Annotated in this window: 20 protein-coding genes; 13 read left to right on the top strand and 7 right to left on the bottom strand. The window is 69.5% G+C overall.

Features of this window, described 5'->3' with window-relative positions:
• Positions 1 to 3 precede the first annotated feature (3 nt).
• The 3 genes from AB0M51_RS21280 to AB0M51_RS21290 form a co-directional block, all read right to left on the bottom strand.
• On the bottom strand, positions 4 to 327 hold the full coding sequence (locus AB0M51_RS21280) for a hypothetical protein (RefSeq protein WP_344196266.1): 324 nt from the start codon (positions 325 to 327) through the stop codon (positions 4 to 6).
• 96 nt (positions 328 to 423) lie between these two features.
• Positions 424 to 1,059, bottom strand: coding sequence for a glycerophosphodiester phosphodiesterase (locus AB0M51_RS21285; protein ID WP_363749966.1), 636 nt, complete (start codon positions 1,057 to 1,059; stop codon positions 424 to 426).
• Positions 1,056 to 1,967 carry a lysylphosphatidylglycerol synthase domain-containing protein gene (locus tag AB0M51_RS21290; RefSeq protein ID WP_344196262.1) on the bottom strand — a complete coding sequence of 304 codons (912 nt, stop codon included), beginning with the start codon at positions 1,965 to 1,967 and terminating at the stop codon, positions 1,056 to 1,058. The genes AB0M51_RS21285 and AB0M51_RS21290 overlap by 4 nt, the downstream gene beginning before the upstream one ends.
• A gap of 217 nt (positions 1,968 to 2,184) precedes the next feature.
• Here AB0M51_RS21290 and AB0M51_RS21295 point away from each other — a divergent pair, with 217 nt between their 5' ends.
• The 5 genes from AB0M51_RS21295 (at position 2,185) to AB0M51_RS21315 (ending at position 5,517) form a co-directional block, all read left to right on the top strand.
• The gene (locus AB0M51_RS21295) at positions 2,185 to 2,910 is read left to right on the top strand and encodes a phosphatase PAP2 family protein (RefSeq protein ID WP_363749969.1); all 726 of its coding nucleotides are present in this window, start codon (positions 2,185 to 2,187) and stop codon (positions 2,908 to 2,910) included.
• Positions 2,911 to 2,992: 82 nt separating this feature from the next.
• Positions 2,993 to 3,418, top strand: coding sequence for an Hsp20/alpha crystallin family protein (locus AB0M51_RS21300; protein WP_344196260.1), 426 nt, complete (start codon positions 2,993 to 2,995; stop codon positions 3,416 to 3,418).
• 58 nt (positions 3,419 to 3,476) lie between these two features.
• Positions 3,477 to 4,703 (top strand): FAD/NAD(P)-binding oxidoreductase, encoded by a 1,227-nt coding sequence (locus AB0M51_RS21305; protein ID WP_363749971.1) that lies wholly within the window; start codon positions 3,477 to 3,479, stop codon positions 4,701 to 4,703.
• A complete protein-coding gene (locus tag AB0M51_RS21310) occupies positions 4,700 to 4,993 on the top strand; it encodes a TusE/DsrC/DsvC family sulfur relay protein (RefSeq protein WP_344196256.1) in 294 nt (97 codons plus the stop codon). The genes AB0M51_RS21305 and AB0M51_RS21310 overlap by 4 nt, the downstream gene beginning before the upstream one ends.
• Positions 4,994 to 5,007: 14 nt before the next feature.
• The gene (locus tag AB0M51_RS21315; RefSeq protein ID WP_344196254.1) at positions 5,008 to 5,517 is read left to right on the top strand and encodes a DsrE/DsrF/DrsH-like family protein; all 510 of its coding nucleotides are present in this window, start codon (positions 5,008 to 5,010) and stop codon (positions 5,515 to 5,517) included.
• 37 nt (positions 5,518 to 5,554) lie between these two features.
• Here AB0M51_RS21315 and AB0M51_RS21320 read toward each other — a convergent pair whose 3' ends face one another.
• From AB0M51_RS21320 to ppk2, 3 genes are all read right to left on the bottom strand, one after another.
• The gene (locus AB0M51_RS21320) at positions 5,555 to 6,337 is read right to left on the bottom strand and encodes a universal stress protein (RefSeq protein ID WP_363749974.1); all 783 of its coding nucleotides are present in this window, start codon (positions 6,335 to 6,337) and stop codon (positions 5,555 to 5,557) included.
• The gene (locus AB0M51_RS21325; RefSeq protein WP_344196250.1) at positions 6,334 to 7,119 is read right to left on the bottom strand and encodes a 2-oxo acid dehydrogenase subunit E2; all 786 of its coding nucleotides are present in this window, start codon (positions 7,117 to 7,119) and stop codon (positions 6,334 to 6,336) included. The genes AB0M51_RS21320 and AB0M51_RS21325 overlap by 4 nt, the downstream gene beginning before the upstream one ends.
• Before the next feature lie 86 nt (positions 7,120 to 7,205).
• Positions 7,206 to 8,000 (bottom strand): polyphosphate kinase 2, encoded by a 795-nt coding sequence (ppk2, locus tag AB0M51_RS21330; protein WP_363749976.1) that lies wholly within the window; start codon positions 7,998 to 8,000, stop codon positions 7,206 to 7,208.
• A 108-nt stretch (positions 8,001 to 8,108) separates the two neighbouring features.
• Between ppk2 and AB0M51_RS21335 the strand changes: the two genes are divergently transcribed.
• From AB0M51_RS21335 to AB0M51_RS21365, 7 genes are all read left to right on the top strand, one after another.
• Entirely contained in the window at positions 8,109 to 9,629 is a 1,521-nt protein-coding gene (locus tag AB0M51_RS21335; RefSeq protein WP_363749978.1) for an aldehyde dehydrogenase family protein, read from the top strand.
• Positions 9,629 to 10,984 carry a DUF779 domain-containing protein gene (locus tag AB0M51_RS21340; RefSeq protein WP_363749980.1) on the top strand — a complete coding sequence of 452 codons (1,356 nt, stop codon included), beginning with the start codon at positions 9,629 to 9,631 and terminating at the stop codon, positions 10,982 to 10,984. The genes AB0M51_RS21335 and AB0M51_RS21340 overlap by 1 nt, the downstream gene beginning before the upstream one ends.
• Entirely contained in the window at positions 10,984 to 12,066 is a 1,083-nt protein-coding gene (locus AB0M51_RS21345; protein ID WP_344196242.1) for an NAD(P) transhydrogenase subunit alpha, read from the top strand. Before AB0M51_RS21340 ends, AB0M51_RS21345 begins: the two co-directional genes overlap by 1 nt.
• Entirely contained in the window at positions 12,063 to 12,338 is a 276-nt protein-coding gene (locus AB0M51_RS21350) for a proton-translocating transhydrogenase family protein (protein ID WP_344196240.1), read from the top strand. The genes AB0M51_RS21345 and AB0M51_RS21350 overlap by 4 nt, the downstream gene beginning before the upstream one ends.
• The gene (locus tag AB0M51_RS21355) at positions 12,335 to 13,732 is read left to right on the top strand and encodes an NAD(P)(+) transhydrogenase (Re/Si-specific) subunit beta (protein ID WP_344196238.1); all 1,398 of its coding nucleotides are present in this window, start codon (positions 12,335 to 12,337) and stop codon (positions 13,730 to 13,732) included. Before AB0M51_RS21350 ends, AB0M51_RS21355 begins: the two co-directional genes overlap by 4 nt.
• A gap of 6 nt (positions 13,733 to 13,738) precedes the next feature.
• Positions 13,739 to 14,680, top strand: coding sequence for a hypothetical protein (locus tag AB0M51_RS21360; protein ID WP_344196236.1), 942 nt, complete (start codon positions 13,739 to 13,741; stop codon positions 14,678 to 14,680).
• Between the two features lie 202 nt (positions 14,681 to 14,882).
• Positions 14,883 to 15,494 (top strand): hypothetical protein, encoded by a 612-nt coding sequence (locus tag AB0M51_RS21365; protein ID WP_344196234.1) that lies wholly within the window; start codon positions 14,883 to 14,885, stop codon positions 15,492 to 15,494.
• A gap of 20 nt (positions 15,495 to 15,514) precedes the next feature.
• Here the strand turns inward: AB0M51_RS21365 and AB0M51_RS21370 are convergent, their stop codons facing one another.
• Positions 15,515 to 15,817: a 2TM domain-containing protein gene (locus AB0M51_RS21370; protein ID WP_344196232.1), complete on the bottom strand. Its 303-nt coding sequence runs from the start codon at positions 15,815 to 15,817 to the stop codon at positions 15,515 to 15,517.
• A gap of 152 nt (positions 15,818 to 15,969) precedes the next feature.
• Between AB0M51_RS21370 and AB0M51_RS21375 the strand changes: the two genes are divergently transcribed.
• The gene (locus AB0M51_RS21375) at positions 15,970 to 17,424 is read left to right on the top strand and encodes a DUF4389 domain-containing protein (RefSeq protein ID WP_344196230.1); all 1,455 of its coding nucleotides are present in this window, start codon (positions 15,970 to 15,972) and stop codon (positions 17,422 to 17,424) included.
• Positions 17,425 to 17,457: the final 33 nt, after the last annotated feature.

The raw sequence follows: 17,457 nt of genomic DNA on the forward strand, positions 1-17,457 counted from the left end.
GACTCACCTCCGGCGGGAAGGCTTCGGCCGAGGGAGCGACACCAGGGTCCAGCCGGTGACGAACAGCACGACCAGCGTGACCCGGAGACCCTCGGACCATCCACTGGTCCAGACGGCGGTGGCCAGGACCTGCGGGAAGAACACGAGCCAGACGAGGATCTCGACGACGATCGGCAGCCCGCGGATCCAGGCCGCCAGGTCGTCGAGCTGCCCGTTGTGCATCAGTACGAAGAAGACGATCCACAACCCGGTCATCCAGACGGACCAGCCCGTAGCGGACGGCGGCACTCGCCGTACCGCTGGGGTTCCTGCCGACGGCTTGGACATCACGGCTCCTTACGGCTCGGGCATCGCCCTCACCTCGACCCTGCCTCGCAGCACACGGCCGCACACGGGCCTTTGTCCCCCTTCGAACCGGGCCGATCAGTCCTGCAGAATGCCGAGGTCCTTCCCGATCACCCCGTCGACGCCGAGCCGGCGCGCGTCGGCGAGGTCTGCCTCGGTATCGACCGGCCAGGTGAGGACGACCTCCGAGCCTTGCCGCAGTTCGGTGACCGTCTCAGGCGTGAGTAGCCGCCGGTGGACGGACACGCCGTACGCCGGTCGGCGGCGCAGCCGGGATCGCAGCCGCCGCAGGCCGCGCCGGCTGCCCGCGGACAGGACGAGCCGGAGGTTCGCGGTGTCGCGGAATGCGGGGAGCATCCACCAGTGCTGGGTGCAGATGGTGATCGTGGTGTCCGGTGCGACAGCCGCCAGGACGGTCGCCAGTCGCTTCGGGAGCCGCGGGTCGATCCCCTTCAGGTCGAGCATCAGCCCCGGATCGCCGTTGGCCGCCGCCAGCAGCTCGGGTACGCCGACCAGGTGCAGGTCGCGGCGCCGGACGAGCTGGCCGTTGTCCCACAGCAACCACGGGCCGACCGCTTTGTGGTGACGTACCTCCAGCCGGCCGCGGTACGCGTGGACGTCGGCCTCGACAAGATCCGCACCGAGCTCGAACGCGGTCCGGAGCGTGCCGAGAGCGTTGCCGGCCCGATGTGCGACGGTCAGCGGCCGGGTCATGCCGGGTCTGGCTCGGGGTGTCGTTCGGTGAACCAGCCACGCCAGCGTACGAACCAGGCGCTGCCGCCGATCAGCAGCGCCGGAACCCAATACAGCAATGCGGTGAGTGCGACCGCGCCAAGCGCCTCGCGCCAGGAGATGCCGAGGGCGGCCAGGCCGGCTACCAGGGCGCCGTCGCGCGGGCTCGCTCCCTGGACGCCGGGCAGTACGCCCGCGATCTGACTGGCCCCGAAGACGGCGACCAGCTGGAGACCGGGCATCGGAGCGCCGACCGCGTCGATGGCGCCGATCAGCAGTCCGAAGATGGTCGCCTGGTAGCCGATCGACAACAGGATGCCGAGCGCGAACACCTTCGGCGACGGCCAGGGCCAGCGCGCGGCGAGGGCGGGTCGGCGACGGTGCACGACGAGCGCGACCACCAGTACGACGGCCGCGGCACCGAGGGCGATCGCCAGCACCGTCAACGGCAGCGTCACTCCGGTGACCACGACCGCGACGACCAGACCGACGGCGCCGATGAAGCGGTCGAGCGCGACCTCGGCGACAGCGCTCGAACGCCGCAAGCCGATGCTGTCGAGGCGATGCACCCGCCACAGGTCGGCCCCGGCGTGCCAGGGCGAGACGAGTCCGAGGATCTCGCTCTCCGCGTAGGCACGAAGGTGCCAGCGCCGGCTACGGCCGCTCCTCGAGATCGCGTGCCAGCGCAACGGGCACAGGACATACTTGCCGACGGCGAACGGAAGCAGCCCCAGGACGGCCGGGAGCAGGGCGGCATGCGGGACGCGGTCGACGTTCCAGAGCGAGACGGCGACCGCGACGACCAGTACGCCGAGGCGTACGCCGCGGTGGCCGGCGATCGTGCGTATCGCGCGCCCCAGCCGCGCGAGCTGTTCTCGGCCCAACTGCATGAGGGGTCCTTCCGGGGCCTCGCCTTCCAATGTCAGGACAATAGCCGGTCGATCCAAGGCGTGGACCTTTTGCCCTGGTGCCGACGGGCGGTCCGGCCCTGGTGCGCACCCTGTCCGGTCACCCAGCGTGGAACGAGGAGCGTCGAGGGAGGGGGGAGTGATGGTCGCGGAGGGTGAAGCACCGACGTGGAGTCTGCCGCGCCGCGGGTGGCAGATCGTGCGCGAGCTCGCTGTGATCGCGATCGCGATCACGCTCTACTTCGGCGTCCGCGGGCTGATCACCACCCGGATCGGCACCGCCTACCACAACGCCGTACGAGTGATCGACCTCGAGAAGTCGGCCGACATCTTCGTCGAGCCGAGACTCCAGCGGGCGGTGATCAGTCATGGCTGGCTGGCCGAGGCGCTCGGCTCCGTGTACATCTACGGACATTGGCCCGTGCTGATCGCCACGCTGCTGTGGCTGCTGATCCGGCACCGCGACACGTACCCGAAGTTCCGGAACGCGATGCTGCTGTCCGGGGCGGTCGGACTGGTGATCTTCGCCGTGTTCCCGGTCGCGCCGCCGCGGTTCCTGACCGCCTACGGCTTCGTGGACACGGTCACCGACCGGATCCCGGCGTACCGGGTGCTGCAGCCGCCGGGATTCACGAACCAGTACGCCGCGGTCCCGAGTCTGCACTTCGGCTGGAACCTGTTGATGGGGATCGCCGTCGCGAGCGTCGGCACCCACTGGATTCTCCGCGTGTTCGGCTGGGTGATGCCGATCCTGATGTTCGCCGCGATCGTGCTGACCGCGAACCACTACATCCTCGACGGCGTCCTCGGGGGCGTACTCGCCCTGCTCGGCCTGTTGGCGGCGTTCCGCCTCTCCAGGAGGCGGCCCGCCGTCCGCGGTCATCCGTCCGGACAGCGGAGCAGCAGGGTCGAAAGTCCGTGGTGATCCGGTGCGGAGGGCCCTGCTGGCCACGTGTGCCGCGAGGTGAGGTGGAGGTGCAAGGAAAGGGCGACAGAGAGGAGAAGCCATGGCGAGCACGTTGCAGCACCGGGACAGCCGGCGGCAGTTCGCGGAGCTGTTCGACTGGGCCGAGGGCCTGCCGAGCCTGTTCACGGTGCCGGCCGCGATGCGCGGTGTCCGGATCGAGGAGTTCACCGACGAGGGCAAGTACGTCGTTCGCGCCGAGCTCCCCGGGATGGACCCGGACAAGGACGTCAAGGTCGAGGTCGCGAACGGGATGCTGACCATCTCCGCGACCCGTCAGCAGGAGGAGCACGACGGTGCCCGCTCGGAGTTCCACTACGGCGCACTCACCCGTCGGGTGCTGCTGCCGGACGGGGCGGACGAGAAGGCCGTCGTCGCGAAGTACACGGCCGGGATCCTCGAGGTCACTGTGCCGATCTCGGCGAAGGCTGCCGAGGCGCGCACGATCACGATCGAGCACACCGACTGACACATCCGGGCCCGGCCGGCCACACCCGGCCGGGCCCCCGTCCTGGAAGGACCCGAAGATGAAGCGGTTGGTGATCCTCGGCGGCGGCACCGCAGGCACCATGGTGGCCAACAAACTGCGGCGCCGGCTACCGCTGAGCGAGTGGCGGATCACGGTCATCGACCGCGACAGCCGGCACCTGTACCAGCCCGGCCTGCTGTTCGTACCGTTCGGCGGCCGCGAAGACCTGCGGAAACCGCGCCGCCAGTTGCTGCGGCAGGGGATCCGGCTCCTCACGGGTGAGATCGCCGAGGTCGACCCGGTCGCGAAGGACGTCCACCTCGCGGACGGCGAGATCCTCCGCTACGACTACCTGGTCGTTGCCACCGGCACCGGCCCACGGCCGGACCAGACACCGGGCATGCTCGGTCCCGAGTGGCACCGCAGCATCCACGACTTCTACACGTACGACGGTGCCTGCGCACTGCGGGAGGCTCTGCAGGGCTTCACCGGCGGCCGGCTCGTCGTCCACGTGGTCGACCAGCCGATCAAGTGCCCGGTCGCTCCGCTGGAGTTCACCTTCCTCGCGGAGGCGTTCTTCCGGCACCGGGAGATGCGGGACCAGGTCGAGCTCGTGTACGTGACACCGCTGGACGGCGCGTTCACCAAGCCGATCGCGGCCCGGCACCTCGGCAGGTTGCTCGACGAGCGGAAGATCAGGCTCGAGACCGACTTCATGGTGGAGCGGGTCGACGCCGAGCGGAAGACGCTGGTGAGCTACGACGAGCGGGAGGTCGGGTACGACCTACTGGTGACGATCCCGCTCAACATGGGCGCCGACTTCGTCGCGAGCTCCGGACTGGGTGACGAGCTGAACTACGTACCGGTCGACAAGCACACGCTGCAGTCGACGGCGTACCCGGACGTCTTCGCTGTTGGCGACGCCAACGACATCCCGACCTCGAAGGCCGGTTCGGTGGCGCACTTCGCCAGCGACGTCTTCGTCGAGAACTTCCTCCAGTACGTGGACGGAGCCCCGATGACGCACAGCTTCGACGGGCACTCGAACTGCTTCATCGAGACCGGTGACGGCAAGGGCCTGCTGATCGACTTCAACTACGACACCGAACCACTGCCCGGGCGGTTCCCGCTGGGGTGGCTCGGACCGCTGTCGCTGCTCCGCGAGACGCGGGCGAACCACTGGGGCAAGGTCGCGTTCCGCTGGATCTACTGGCACGTGCTGCTTCCCGGCCGGTGGTTGCCGCTGCCCGCCGCGATGTCGATGAAAGGAAAGGTACGGCAATGACCACCATCCATACCGACGCCGAGGGCTTCCTGACCGAGTACGGCGAATGGTCCGAGGAGCTCGCCGGTCAGCTCGCCGAGCGGATCGGGATCGAGCTCACCGACCAGCACTGGACCGTGATCCGGTTCCTCCGCGACGACTACCTGACGCACGGCGAGACCGCGACGTTGCGCCGGACCTCGACCCAGACCGGCATCGGCGTGAAGCAGTTGTTCGTCCTGTTCCCGGGCAAGCCGGCCAAGAAGATGGCGTACGTCGCCGGCCTGCCGAAGCCCCGTGGTTGCGTGTGAGAGAAGGAACCGCCATGACCACCACCTTGCCGTTGGACGTCCCGAACTTCGGGGACGAGGCAACCGTCGGCCGCAAGCTGGCCATCATCTGCTCGAAGGGCAATCTCGACATGGCGTACCCGGGCCTGATCCTGGCGAACGCCGCGCTGGGTGAAGGCGTGGAGACGCACCTGTTCTTCACCTTCTGGGGCTTCGACATGATCACCAGGTCGCGGATGCACGACCTGAAGTTCACGATGCTCGGCAACACCGCGACGCACCTGCCGCAGGGCCTCGGCGGCCTGCCCGGGATGACCGCGATGGCGACGCACCAGATGAAGAAGCAGATCGAGGAGATCGGTGTTCCGGACGTGCCGGACTTCCTGGAGCAGATCGTCGCGTCCGGCGGCCACCTGTGGGCCTGCCGGCTGTCCGCCGACATGATGCACCTCGACGAGTCCGACCTCTACGAAGAGGTCGAAGGCATCATCAGCGCCGCCGACTTCATCGAGAAGACCGAAGGCGCCCAACTCCTCTTCATCTGAACCATCCACCCCGCCGCCGGCGCTCTGGTCGAGGACCTCAGCCGCCGGCGGCCGCCGCGGGGATGACGGCGACCGGGCAGTCGGCGTGGTGCAGGACGGTCTGGCTGACGGAGCCGATCAGCATGCCGGCGAAGCCGCCGCGGCCGCGGGCGCCGAGGACGATCAGCGCGGCGTCGGCCGAGAGCCGCAGGATGTGTTCGGCGGGATGGCCGGTGATGTGAATCAGTTCGGCGTCCTGGCCGCCGCGGGCGTGGACGGCCGCGCGGAGCTCGTCCTCGGTGATCCGGTGGAGGTCGGTGCCGGTGGGCTGGGCGGCGATCACGCGGACGGCGAGATTGTGCCGCTGGGCGTGCCGGAGCCCGAAGTCGAGGGCGACGTTGCTCGCGGGTGAACCGTCGTACCCGATCACGACGCGGACACCGGCGAAGGCACCGAGGTCGGGGCGTACGACGACCACCGGGCAGCGGGCGTTGGCGGCCAGGTCGAGGCCGGTCGAGCCGACCAGCGCGCCGAGCATCACGCCGAGACCGCGGCTGCCGATCACCACGACGGCGGCGGTGCCGGAGGCTTTCACGAGTGCCGCGGAGGGCGACCCGCTCTCGATCCGGGAGTCGATCACGATCCCGGTTTCGAGCCCGCGGGCCTGCGCGACCGCCTTGTAGACCACGTCACCCGCCTGGGACGGCGAGTCGCCCGGCGTCAGTGCGTACACCAGATGCAGCGGACTCCGGAGTGCGGCCGCCTCGATCGCGGCCCACCGGATCGCGACGGACGCGGCCGGTGAGCCGTCGATGCCGACGACCACGGGCTTGTGCTTCATGCCGGCTCCTTCACAGTGAGGCAGATGCCGTCCCCGGCCACGAGCAACGAGCGCAGCCGGCCGACGAAGCGGGCGGCCGGGGCGCCGTCGACGACGTCGTGGTCGACGCTGACGGTGAGCTGCAGGAACTCGCGCTCGACGAGTGCTCCTTGGAAGAGGATCGGCCGCCGGGCGATACCGCCGATCACGATGCTCAGGGTGTGCAGCTGGAAGCCGATGCCCCAGCCCGCACCCGCGCCGAACATGCCGACCGCGGTCACACCGATGGTCCCGGCCAGTGCTTGCTGGCGACGGGGCAGCCGGTGCAGGGCCCCGAGCAGCGCGACCCGGACGAAGCCGGGCAGCACGAGGTACGCATGCACCCACGGCTCCTTCCGGACCGACGGGCTCAGGTACGGATCGGCCTTGACCCCGTGGATCTCGTCGTGCAGCTCTACGACGGTACGGCGGCCCGCGTCCCGGAGCACGTGCGTGAAGGCGAACGGTTTCCCGTCCACCTCGACCTCGATGGGCAGTCCGACGTCGACCTGGTCGAAGACGACCTCCCGGCCGCGCAGGTCGCGGTACGCCTGGACCGTGGGATCCGCGGCCACCGCGGCGGCGACGCAGTGGATCACGAAGGCGGTGAAGAACCCTTCGTTCCCGTGCCGGCGGAGCGCCGACCGGGCTGACGTGACGTCAACCTCGAACAGGCCGTGGATGGCATGCCTCCGTCGGGCGGCGCGGCCGGTGTCGATCACCAGCTGCCGGACCCACGGCACGGCCCTGATCTGTACGCCCACGGTCCACCTCCCGGGTCTCAGCATCAGCCGCCTGGGCGGTGTCCCGCACCGGCCGATCGGTCCACGGCCCGCGGGACCTTCGGCCCTCAGCCGCCGAGTTGCCGCGCGTGGTCGGGGATCTGGGTCTGCATGTCGCGGGGCGGACGTTCGTAACCCTTCGACGGCGGGCGCGGCGGCAGCTCGAGCGGGAGCCGCTGGACCTCGTGGTACGGCATCGTGGACAGCAGGTGGGCGATCATGTTGATCCGGGCGGAGCGCTTGTCCTCGCTCTCCACGACGTACCACGGTGCCTCGGGGATGTCGGTGTGGACGAACATCTCGTCCTTGGCCCGCGAGTAGTCCTCCCAGCGGCTGATCGACTCCAGGTCCATCGGGGACAGCTTCCAGCGCCGCATCGGGTCCTCGAGGCGGCTGCGGAAGCGCTTCTCCTGCTCGCCGTCGCTGACCGAGAACCAGTACTTGCGCAGCAGGATGCCGTCCTCGACGAGCAGCCGCTCGAAGATCGGGCACTGGTGCAGGAACCGGGCGTACTCCTGGTTGGTGCAGAACCCCATCACGCGTTCGACGCCGGCGCGGTTGTACCAGCTGCGGTCGAACAGCACGATCTCGCCGGCGGCCGGCAGGTGTTCGACGTACCGCTGGAAGTACCACTGGGTGCGCTCGCGCTCGGTCGGCGCGGGGAGCGCGGCGATCCGGGCGACGCGCGGGTTCAGGTACTCCGTGACCCGTTTGATCGTGCTGCCCTTGCCGGCGGCGTCGCGGCCCTCGAACACCACCACGACCCGCGCCTTCTCGACCCGTACCCACTCCTGCAGTTTCACGAGCTCGGCCTGCAGCCGCAGCAGTTCGCGCTCGTAGACCTTCTTCGGCAATCGCTTCATGTGTGAACCATCTCGCACACCGGGTCACCGCGGGAGGGGACTTTCGGCCCTACGAGCGTCGCGAGGCCCGGAGTTGGCTCGAACCATCGAGCCGAAGGAGAACGCATCATGCAGTACGTCGCACCTGGAAAGCAGGGCAGTCCGGTCGAGGTCGAGCCGCGGTACGAGAACTACATCGGCGGTCACTGGGTGGCGCCGACGGAGGGGCGGCACCGGGTCGACCTCAGCCCGGCCACGGCCGAGCCGATCACGGAGGTCGCGGACTCGACCCCGGCCGACGTGGAGCTGGCGCTGGACGCCGCACACGCCGCGAAGGACGCCTGGGCCGAGAAGTCCGCGGCCGAGCGGGCCGAGGTCCTGAACGCGGTCGCCGACGCGGTCGAGGCGAACAAGGAGATGCTGGCCGTCGCCGAGAGCTGGGAGAACGGCAAGCCGGTCCGCGAGACCCTGAACGCCGACATCCCGCTGGTCGTCGACCACTTCCGGTACTTCGCCGGCGCCGTACGGGCCGAGGAAGGCCGGACGACCGAGATCGACAAGGACCTGGTCGCGTACCACTTCCGGGAGCCGCTCGGCGTTGTCGGGCAGATCATCCCGTTCAACTTCCCGCTGCTGATGGCGGCCTGGAAGCTCGCCCCGGCGTGGGCGGCCGGCAACTGCTCGGTGATGAAGCCGGCCTCGCCGACGCCGTGGTCGATCCTCAAGCTGGCCGAGGTGATCGGCGACGTCGTACCGCCCGGCGTGTTCAACATCGTCACCGGCCCGGGCGCCGAGATCGGCAAGGCGCTGGCCACCAGCCCGCGGATCGCCAAGATCGGCTTCACCGGGGAGACCGTCACCGGCCGGCTGATCATGCAGTACGCCGCCCAGAACCTGATCCCGTCGACGGTCGAACTCGGTGGCAAGAGCCCGAACATCTTCTTCGGCGACGTGATGGCGCACGACGACAAGTTCCTGGACAAGGCCGTCGAAGGCCTCGTGCTGTACGCGTTCAACAAGGGCGAGGTCTGCACCTGTCCGTCCCGGGCGCTGATCCAGGAGGACATCTACGACGCGTTCATCGAGCGGTGCCTGGACCGGATCGCATCGATCAAGCAGGGCAACCCGCTCGACACCGGGACCCAGGTCGGCGCCCAGGTGTCACAGGCGCAGCTGGACAAGATCACGTCGTACGTCGGGATCGGCCGCGAGGAAGGCGCCGAGGTCCTGATCGGCGGTGAGCGCGCGAAGATCGACGGCGACTTCGCCGAGGGCTACTACTTCCAGCCGACCGTACTGCGCGGGCACAACAAGATGCGGGTCTTCCAGGAGGAGATCTTCGGCCCGGTGCTCGCGGTCACGACCTTCAAGGACGAGGCCGAGGCGCTGGCGATCGCCAACGACACCCTGTACGGACTGGGCGCCGGCGTGTGGACCCGCGACGGCAGCCGCGCGTACCGGATGGGCCGCGGCATCAAGGCCGGCCGGGTGTGGACGAACTGCTACCACCAGTACCCGGCGGGCGCGGCGTTCGGCGGTTACAAGATCTCCGGCATCGGCCGCGAGAACCACCGGATGATGCTCGACCACTACAGCCAGACCAAGAACCTGCTCGTCAGCTACAGCGACGAGCCGCTCGGACTGTTCTGATGCCCGACCGGGTCACGGCCACCGCGCCCGCGCTCCAGGCGATCCGTCGCCTGGTCGCGGACCGCGGGCCGGTCATGTTCGTGCAGTCCGGCGGCTGTTGCGCCGGTAGTACGCCGATGTGCTACCCGATCGACGACTTCCTGGTCGGGCCGGGCGACGTGCTGCTCGGCGAGCCCGAGGGCTGCCCGTTCGTGATCGACAGCCGCCTCGACCAGGCCTGGGGTGAGACCACTTTCCTGCTCGACGTCGCGCCCGGTGACCCCGAGGGCTTCTCCCTCGGCGCCGGGCCCGGCCTCCGATTCGTCACCAGATCCACAACCTGTGCTGTTGAAAGGACCACGATGAAAGCCGCAGTCGTCACCGACTTCCACAAGCCGCTCGAGCTCCAGGACCTGCCGGTACCCGAGCCCGGGCCGGGTGAGGTGCTGGTCCGGATGGAGGCCAGCGGGTTGTGTCACACCGACATCCATGCCGCCCACGGTGACTGGCCGGTGAAGCCGGTGCCGCCGTTCGTCCCTGGCCACGAGGGCATCGGGATCGTCGAGAAGCTGGGCGACGGCGTGACCGAGCGGGCGCTCGGCGACCGGGTGGCGATCGCCTGGCTCGGGTACGCCTGTGGCAAGTGCCGCTACTGCATCGGCGGCTGGGAGACGCTCTGCCTGGAGCAGCGGAACTCGGGCTACTCCGTGAACGGGAGCTTCGCCGAGTACGCGGTCGTCCCCGCTGCCTTCGCAACGCCGGTACCGGACGGTGTCTCGTCGCGGGACGCTGCGCCGCTGACCTGCGCGGGCGTGACGACGTACAAGGCGATCAAGGTGGCGCACGTGCAGCCGACCGAGACCGTGGCGATCTTCGGTGTCGGCGGGCTCGGCCACCTGGCGCTGCAGTACGCCCGGATCGTCGGCGGCATCACCGTCGGCGTCGACATCGAGGAGAAGAAGCTGGACATGGCCACGGTGCTCGGTGCGGACCACGTGGTGAACGCCGCGAAGACCGATCCGGTCGCGGCGATCCAGGCACTCGGCGGCGCGGACGTCGCCGTCGTACTGGCGGCGAATCCGCAGGTGTTCGACCAGGCGTTCCAGTCGCTGCGCCGCGGTGGCCGGCTGGTCTGCGTGGCGCTGCCCGCCGACGACGCCGCGCTGAGCCTGCCGATCTTCGATACCGTTCTGAACGGCAAGACCGTGATCGGATCGATCGTCGGCACGCGCAACGATCTCGCGGACGTCTTCGCACTGCACGCCGCCGGCCGGACCGAGGTCGTCGCCGTCGACCGCAAGCTCGACGACGTCAACGAGTCGATCGCCGACGTACTGGCCGGTGACATCCCGGCCCGGATCGTCTTCGAGTTCTGATGAACATGTTGGTGGGCTGCCCGGCGGAGACCGAGTGGCACGAGAACCGGGTGGCGGTCACGCCCGAGGTAGTGGCGCGGCTGCGCAGGTCCGGCCTCGACGTGATCGTCGAGGCCGGAGCGGGCCGTCACGCCTCCTTCCCCGACGAGGCGTACGTGGCCGCCGGGGCACGCGTTGCCGAACGGTCGGAGGTCTTCGCGGAGGCTGACGTCCTGGCGGTCATCCGCCGCCCCGACTGTGCACGGCTACGTGCCGGGCAGATCGTCATCGGCCTGCTGCAGCCGTACGACGCGCCCGAGGAGCTGGCGGCGGTCACGGCGCTCGCCTTCGAGGGCCTTCCGCGGACGCTCAGCAGGGCGCAGTCGATGGACGTGCTCAGCTCGCAGGCCAACGTGGCCGGCTACAAGTCCGCGGTCCTGGCCGCCGACACGTTCGGCGGCTTCTTCCCGATGATGATGACCGCGGCCGGAACGGTCCGTCCCGCCAAGGTTCTCGTGCTCGGCGGGGGAGTGGCAGGCCTCCAGGCGATGGGTACGGCGCGGCGCCTGGGCGCGCTTGTCACCGGGTACGACGTACGCACGGCGGCGCGGGCGGACATCGCGTCGACGGGTGCCGCCGTACTGGATCTGGGCGTGACCGCGGAGGGGGAGGGCGGTTACGCGCGGGCGTTGACAGCCGCGGAGCAGGCGGCGCAGCGACGAGCGCTCGTGGACGCGATCGGGTCCTTCGACGTGGTCATCACGACGGCCCAGGTGCCGGGGCATCGGCCACCCGAGTTGGTGCCGGCCGAGGCCCTGGCAGTGATGGCTCCGGGCTCGGTGGTCGTCGATCTGGGCGCGGGTCCCTTCGGAGGCAACGTTGCGGGGTCGGTGCCGGACGGGCAGACCGTGACGGAGAACGGCGTCGTCGTTGTCGGGGCGGGGAACCTTCCGGCGCAGGTGCCGCGGGCCGCGTCGTCCGCCTGGGCGCGCAACGTTGCCGCCCTGCTCGAACACCTGACCCGGGACGGCTCTGTCGTCGTCGATCCCGAGGACGACATCACGGCCGGCCTGCTGGTGCGTGCGAAGGAGAGAGTCTCATGAACGCCGTACTGCTCGCCGACATCACGGTGTTCGTGCTGAGCGTGCTGGTCGGCTTCGAGGTCATCTCGAAGGTGCCGGCCACTCTGCACACCCCGCTGATGTCCGGTGCGAACGCGATCCACGGCGTCGTCGTGGTCGGCGTGATGATCATTGCCGCCGGCATCGATACGACGGCCGGCTACCTGCTGTTGTTCGTCGCGGCCGCGTTCGCCGCCGCCAACGTGGTCGGCGGGTACGTCGTCACCGACCGGATGCTGGGGATGTTCCGATGAACACCACGACCCATCTGCTCTATCTGGGTACGGCGGTCTGTTTCGTGCTCGGGCTGCACCTGATGAACTCGCCCGCGACCGCGCGCCGGGGCAACCAGCTGTCCGCGTTCGGGATGGCCGTGGCCGTCCTGCTCACGATCGCCGTCCTGATCGACGACCGGGTCATCACCCTCACGGCGGCCGTTGTCCTGGCCGTCGGTGTGGCGGCCGGATCGGCCGCCGGTCTGGTTGCGGCGCGGCGGGTGAAGATGACCGCGATGCCGCAACTGGTGAGTCTGTTCAACGCGGTCGGCGGCGGGGCGGCGGCGCTGATCGCGTTCAGCGACGCCCTGCCGGGCTCGGCGAACCAGCCGATCAGTACGACGCTCACGACCTTCCTCGACGTGTTGATCGGAGCGGTGACGTTCTCCGGTTCGCTGGTCGCGGCGGGAAAGCTGGCGGGTGTGGTGCCGGGAAGGCCGCTGACCTTTACCGGCGGGCGAATGCTGAACCTGTTGCTCGCCGTGACCGCACTGACCGCCGGAGTCCTCTACACGGCCCACACAGGTGAGCTGGGGGCGCTCGGCGTCCTGGCCGGTGCCGCGCTCGGGGTCGGCGTACTGATGACGCTGCCGATCGGCGGTGCCGACATGCCGGTGGTGATCTCGCTGCTGAACGCCTGCACAGGTACCGCGGTGGCGATGGCCGGTTTCGTGATCGGGAGTACGCCCCTGATCATCGCCGGCGCACTGGTCGGCGCGGCCGGTGGCATCCTCACCAAGCTGATGGCCGTCGCGATGAATCGCTCGCTGCTGAGCATCGTCGCCGGCGGCTTCGGTACCGGTGACGAGCAGAGCACGCCCGCCGTCGCGGCGACCGGCACGGTCCGGACGGTGACCGCCGACGACGCGGCGCTTCAGCTGGCGTACGCCGGCAAGGTCGTGATCGTGCCCGGCTACGGGCTCGCGGCAGCCCAGGCGCAGCACGAGATGGTCGAGCTCGCCCAGGCGCTGACCGAACACGGTGTCGACGTCAGCTACGGCATCCACCCGGTCGCGGGCCGGATGCCCGGGCACATGAACGTGCTGCTGGCGGAGGCCAACGCGCCGTACACGCAGCTGAAGGACCTCGACGAGATCAACCCGCAGTTCGCCGCCACCGACGTCGTACTCGTCGTCGGCGCCAACGACGTCACCAACCCGGCGGCCCGCAGGCCGGGGAACGCGGTGTCCGGGATGCCGATCCTCGACGTCGACAAGGCCCGCAGCGTGATCGTGGTCAAACGCTCGCTCGGTCACGGGTACGCCGGGGTCGACAACGAGCTGTACACCAACCCGCGCACCGCGATGCTCTTCGGCGACGCGAAGGCCGTGCTGTCGGCGCTGATCAGTGAGCTACAGGCCTATGTGAGGTGAGGGGCGATGGACAGAGACGCTCTACTGGGTGCCGCGGTGCTGGCGCCGTCGATGCACAACACCCAACCGTGGCGGTTCCGCTTCGTCGGGGAGACGGTCGAGGTCTATCGGGACCGGACGCGGGAGCTGCCCGCCGAGGACCCGTCACGGCGGATGCTGTTCGTGTCGATCGGCGCGGCGATCTTCAACCTGCGGGTCGAGGCGGCGGCCCGGGGGACCGGCTCGGTCGTGCGGCACCTGGTCGATCAACAGCGGCCGGATCTGGTCGCCGTGGTCGAACTGGAAGGACCGCCCAACGAGGCGATGGCCCGGCTCGCGCCGTACCTGACGCAACGCCGTACCAACCGCGAGCCGTTCAGCGCCGACCGGCTGCCGGCGCAGCTCCGGGTCGAGCTCGACCTGTGTGCGCGGGTCGAGGGCGCCGTACTGCAATGGCTCGACACGAAGTCCAGGCAGTGGTGGATCCGGATCGCGACGAACGAGGCCGCCACCGCGGACGACGAGGACCCGGCCCGGACGGCCGAGCGCCGGCAATGGGTCGGTGGTGATCGGCAGTACGACGGGGTGCCGTCCAGCGCGCTGGGATCGCGGATCGCGGGAGGCAACCCGGTGGTGCGAGAGCTGGCCGCGACCGACGTCGACCTGGGACGTCCGGTGGCCGACTTCGAGAAGGAGCCGCAGCTCGCCGTACTGGCGACCCGGTACGACGGCCCGATCGAATGGCTCCGGGCCGGACAGGCACTCGAGCACGTACTGCTCGAGGCGACCTCGCGTGGGGTCTCGACCTCGTTGCTGAACCAGGCACTCGAGCACGCGGAGCTCCGCGGCCAGATCAACGATCCGCTCGAGCCGTGGCAGCGTCCGCAGGCGGTGATCCGGTTCGGGTACGGCCCGCCGGTTCCGCCGACGCCGCGGCGCCCGATCGCCGAAGTCCTGATCCGGGACTGACGGTGGTCCGGCGAGGACAGGACTTTGGACCCTGACCGGCCGCGGACAGCCGCGAGAGTCTGAAGAGGCAGGGGAGAGACCGGCTCGCCGGAAGCGAACCACAAGAGGTGGCGAAGGCCACGAGACCCACCGTCGTCAAGACGGAAACGCTCCGGAGAGCCGGTCCCCTGCGGCCAAGCGGGCGGACGCAGGGGAGATCGTGATGAGCACCAGGAAGCAACGCTCCGGGGAACTGTGGGTGCTCATGCAGGCTCGTCGGCTGGGCGTCGGGCGCAATCCGTTGCGCCGGCGGTCGGACCGCATCGAAACGGTACTTCTGTGGTGTGTGCTGGTCGCGGCGCTGGTCGTGATCCCGGCATCCGCAGCGGTCGGCACGGGTATCTCGCACTCTCTGGAGGCGTCGGCCGCGCAGCGGCGCGCAGCCCTGGTGCAGGTGCCGGCACACACGCTGCAAGGCACCGAGAGCGCGGTCTCCGACACGCCCGGAAGCCCGCTGTCGCTGACGCAGGTGTCGTACGTCGACCCGCAAGGCGTCGAACGGCAGGGTCTCGCGAGTGTCGTGATCGGCACCCCGGCCGGTACGTCGATGACGATCTGGCTGGATCACGCCGGCAACATCGTGACCGCACCGCGCTCCCGCTCCGACAGCCAGGCGTTCGGCGGCACAGCAGGTGTCCTCATCGCCTTCGCTTCATGGCTGCTGCTCTGGGGCCTGTTCTGCCTGGCGCGCATCCCGCTGAACCGTGAGCGCGCCCGCGACTGGGACGCCGACTGGCTCACCGTCGCCCCCCGCTGGCTCCGCGGCCAGAAGTAGCGCGCTGAGTCGACCTGGAGTCACCTGCGACGGGAGATGCGGTCCATCGTGGTTCGGATCGAGGCTTCCGTGGGTTGCGGCCACAGCACGTCCCAGGTGTGGAAGACGATGCCGATGCCCCAGCCGAAGATCGGGAAGACCGGCCAGAAGAAGCCGGCTCCGCTGACGTACCAGATGACCACCAGGAAGGTGTTCACCAGGACGTACGCCGTCAGGTGACCCGCGAGTTCACGCCGTTTGCGCAGCTCGGTCACCGCTTGCTCCCGCAGTTCCTCGTCGGTCGGCGGCGGGGTCGTGCGGACCAAGAGTGTCTTGTCGTCCATGACTGCCTCCTTGCTCACTTCCACTGTCTGCCGGGACCGCACAGCCGGTCAGGGCAGCAAGACGTGGCTTGGGCGGGACCTTTGGCTCTGCTGGTACGGCGGCGTGCGGCGCACGGTGGGGGCGACCAACGAGTGACGGAGGAGCGAGCGAGATGAGTACGGCGACGTATCCGGTTCGGGTGGACGGGGCGCTCGACGAGGGACTGAATCGGTGGTTGTGGCTGGTGAAGTGGGTGCTGGTGATTCCGCACCTGCTGGTGTTGTTCGGGTTGTGGATCGCGTTCGCGGTGCTGAGTTTCGTGGCGTTCTTCGCGATCCTGTTCACCGGCCGGTATCCGCGCGGGATCTTCGACTTCAACGTCGGCGTACTGCGCTGGTGGTGGCGGGTGCAGTTCTACGCGTACGGCGCCTTGGGGACGGACAAGTATCCGCCCTTCACGTTGCGCGACGTGCCGTCGTACCCGGCACATCTCGAGGTGAGGTATCCGGAGCACCTGTCCCGCGGGCTGGTGCTGGTGAAGTGGTGGCTGCTCGCGATCCCGCACTACATCGTGGTCGGGTTCTTCGTCGGCACCGGGACCTGGTTCGCGTCGCGTGCCGACGATCGCGCCTGGACCTGGAGCGGCGGGCTGGTCGGGCTGCTCGTCCTGGTCGCGGCGATCGTGCTGCTGTTCACCGGACGCTATCCGCGATCGGTCTTCGACCTCGTCCTCGGGATGAACCGCTGGGCGTTGCGGGTGGCGGCGTACGCGGGCCTGATGGTCGACCAGTACCCGCCGTTCCGCCTGGACATGGGCGGTGACGACCCCGGTACGACGAAACTCCACGAGCCGCCGCCCACCGGTCCGCGCTTCGCCGGTCCGCCCGCCACGGGTCCTGCGCACCAGGAGCCGGAGGCGCGGATGTCCGCCGGTCGGATCGTCACGCTCGTCGTGGGCGTGGTCGTCGCGCTGGCGTCCCTGGCCGGCCTGGCCGTCGGCGGTGCGCTCGCCTGGCTGGACGAGGGACGCCGGGACTCGGCGGGCTTCGTCACCTCTGGCCAGGTGGCGCTGAGCAGCACCGGGTACGCGATGACCACCGAGAACTTCACCGTCAACACCGGCTCCACGGGTCTTCCCCGCAGCTGGTTCGGCGACGTCCGGGTGCGAGTCGCGAGCACTGACGGTACGCCGGTGTTCGTCGGCCTCGCCCGATCGGCCGACGTGAACAGGTACCTGGCCGGCGTCGGCTACACGACCGTCAAGGCGATCGGGCCGGACCGGACGACGTACGCCGACCACGCCGGCGGAGCGCCGTCGGTGCTGCCCGCCACCCTGAAGATCTGGGAGACCCAGGCGTCCGGACCGGGCGACCAGACGATCACCTGGCCGGTGCGGAACGGCGACTGGACGCTCGTGGTGATGGCCGCGGACGGCAGCCGGAACGTCAACGTACGCGCGGATGTCGGCGCGTCGGCACCGGCTCTCGAGTGGGCCTGGATCGCGGTCCTGGTCAGCGCGGCCGTGACCTTGCTGCTGGGCGCGCTGCTCGTGGTACTGGCGGTCGTCCGGCGGCCGAAGCCGGGACCTTCGACCCTGCAACCAGCACCACCCGCGCGGATGGAATGACTACGAGGGACATCACCGACATGAGGGACGGAT

Source organism: Kribbella sp. NPDC051137 (assembly GCF_040682535.1).
In the GTDB taxonomy this organism is placed as follows: Bacteria; Actinomycetota; Actinomycetes; order Propionibacteriales; family Kribbellaceae; genus Kribbella; species Kribbella karoonensis.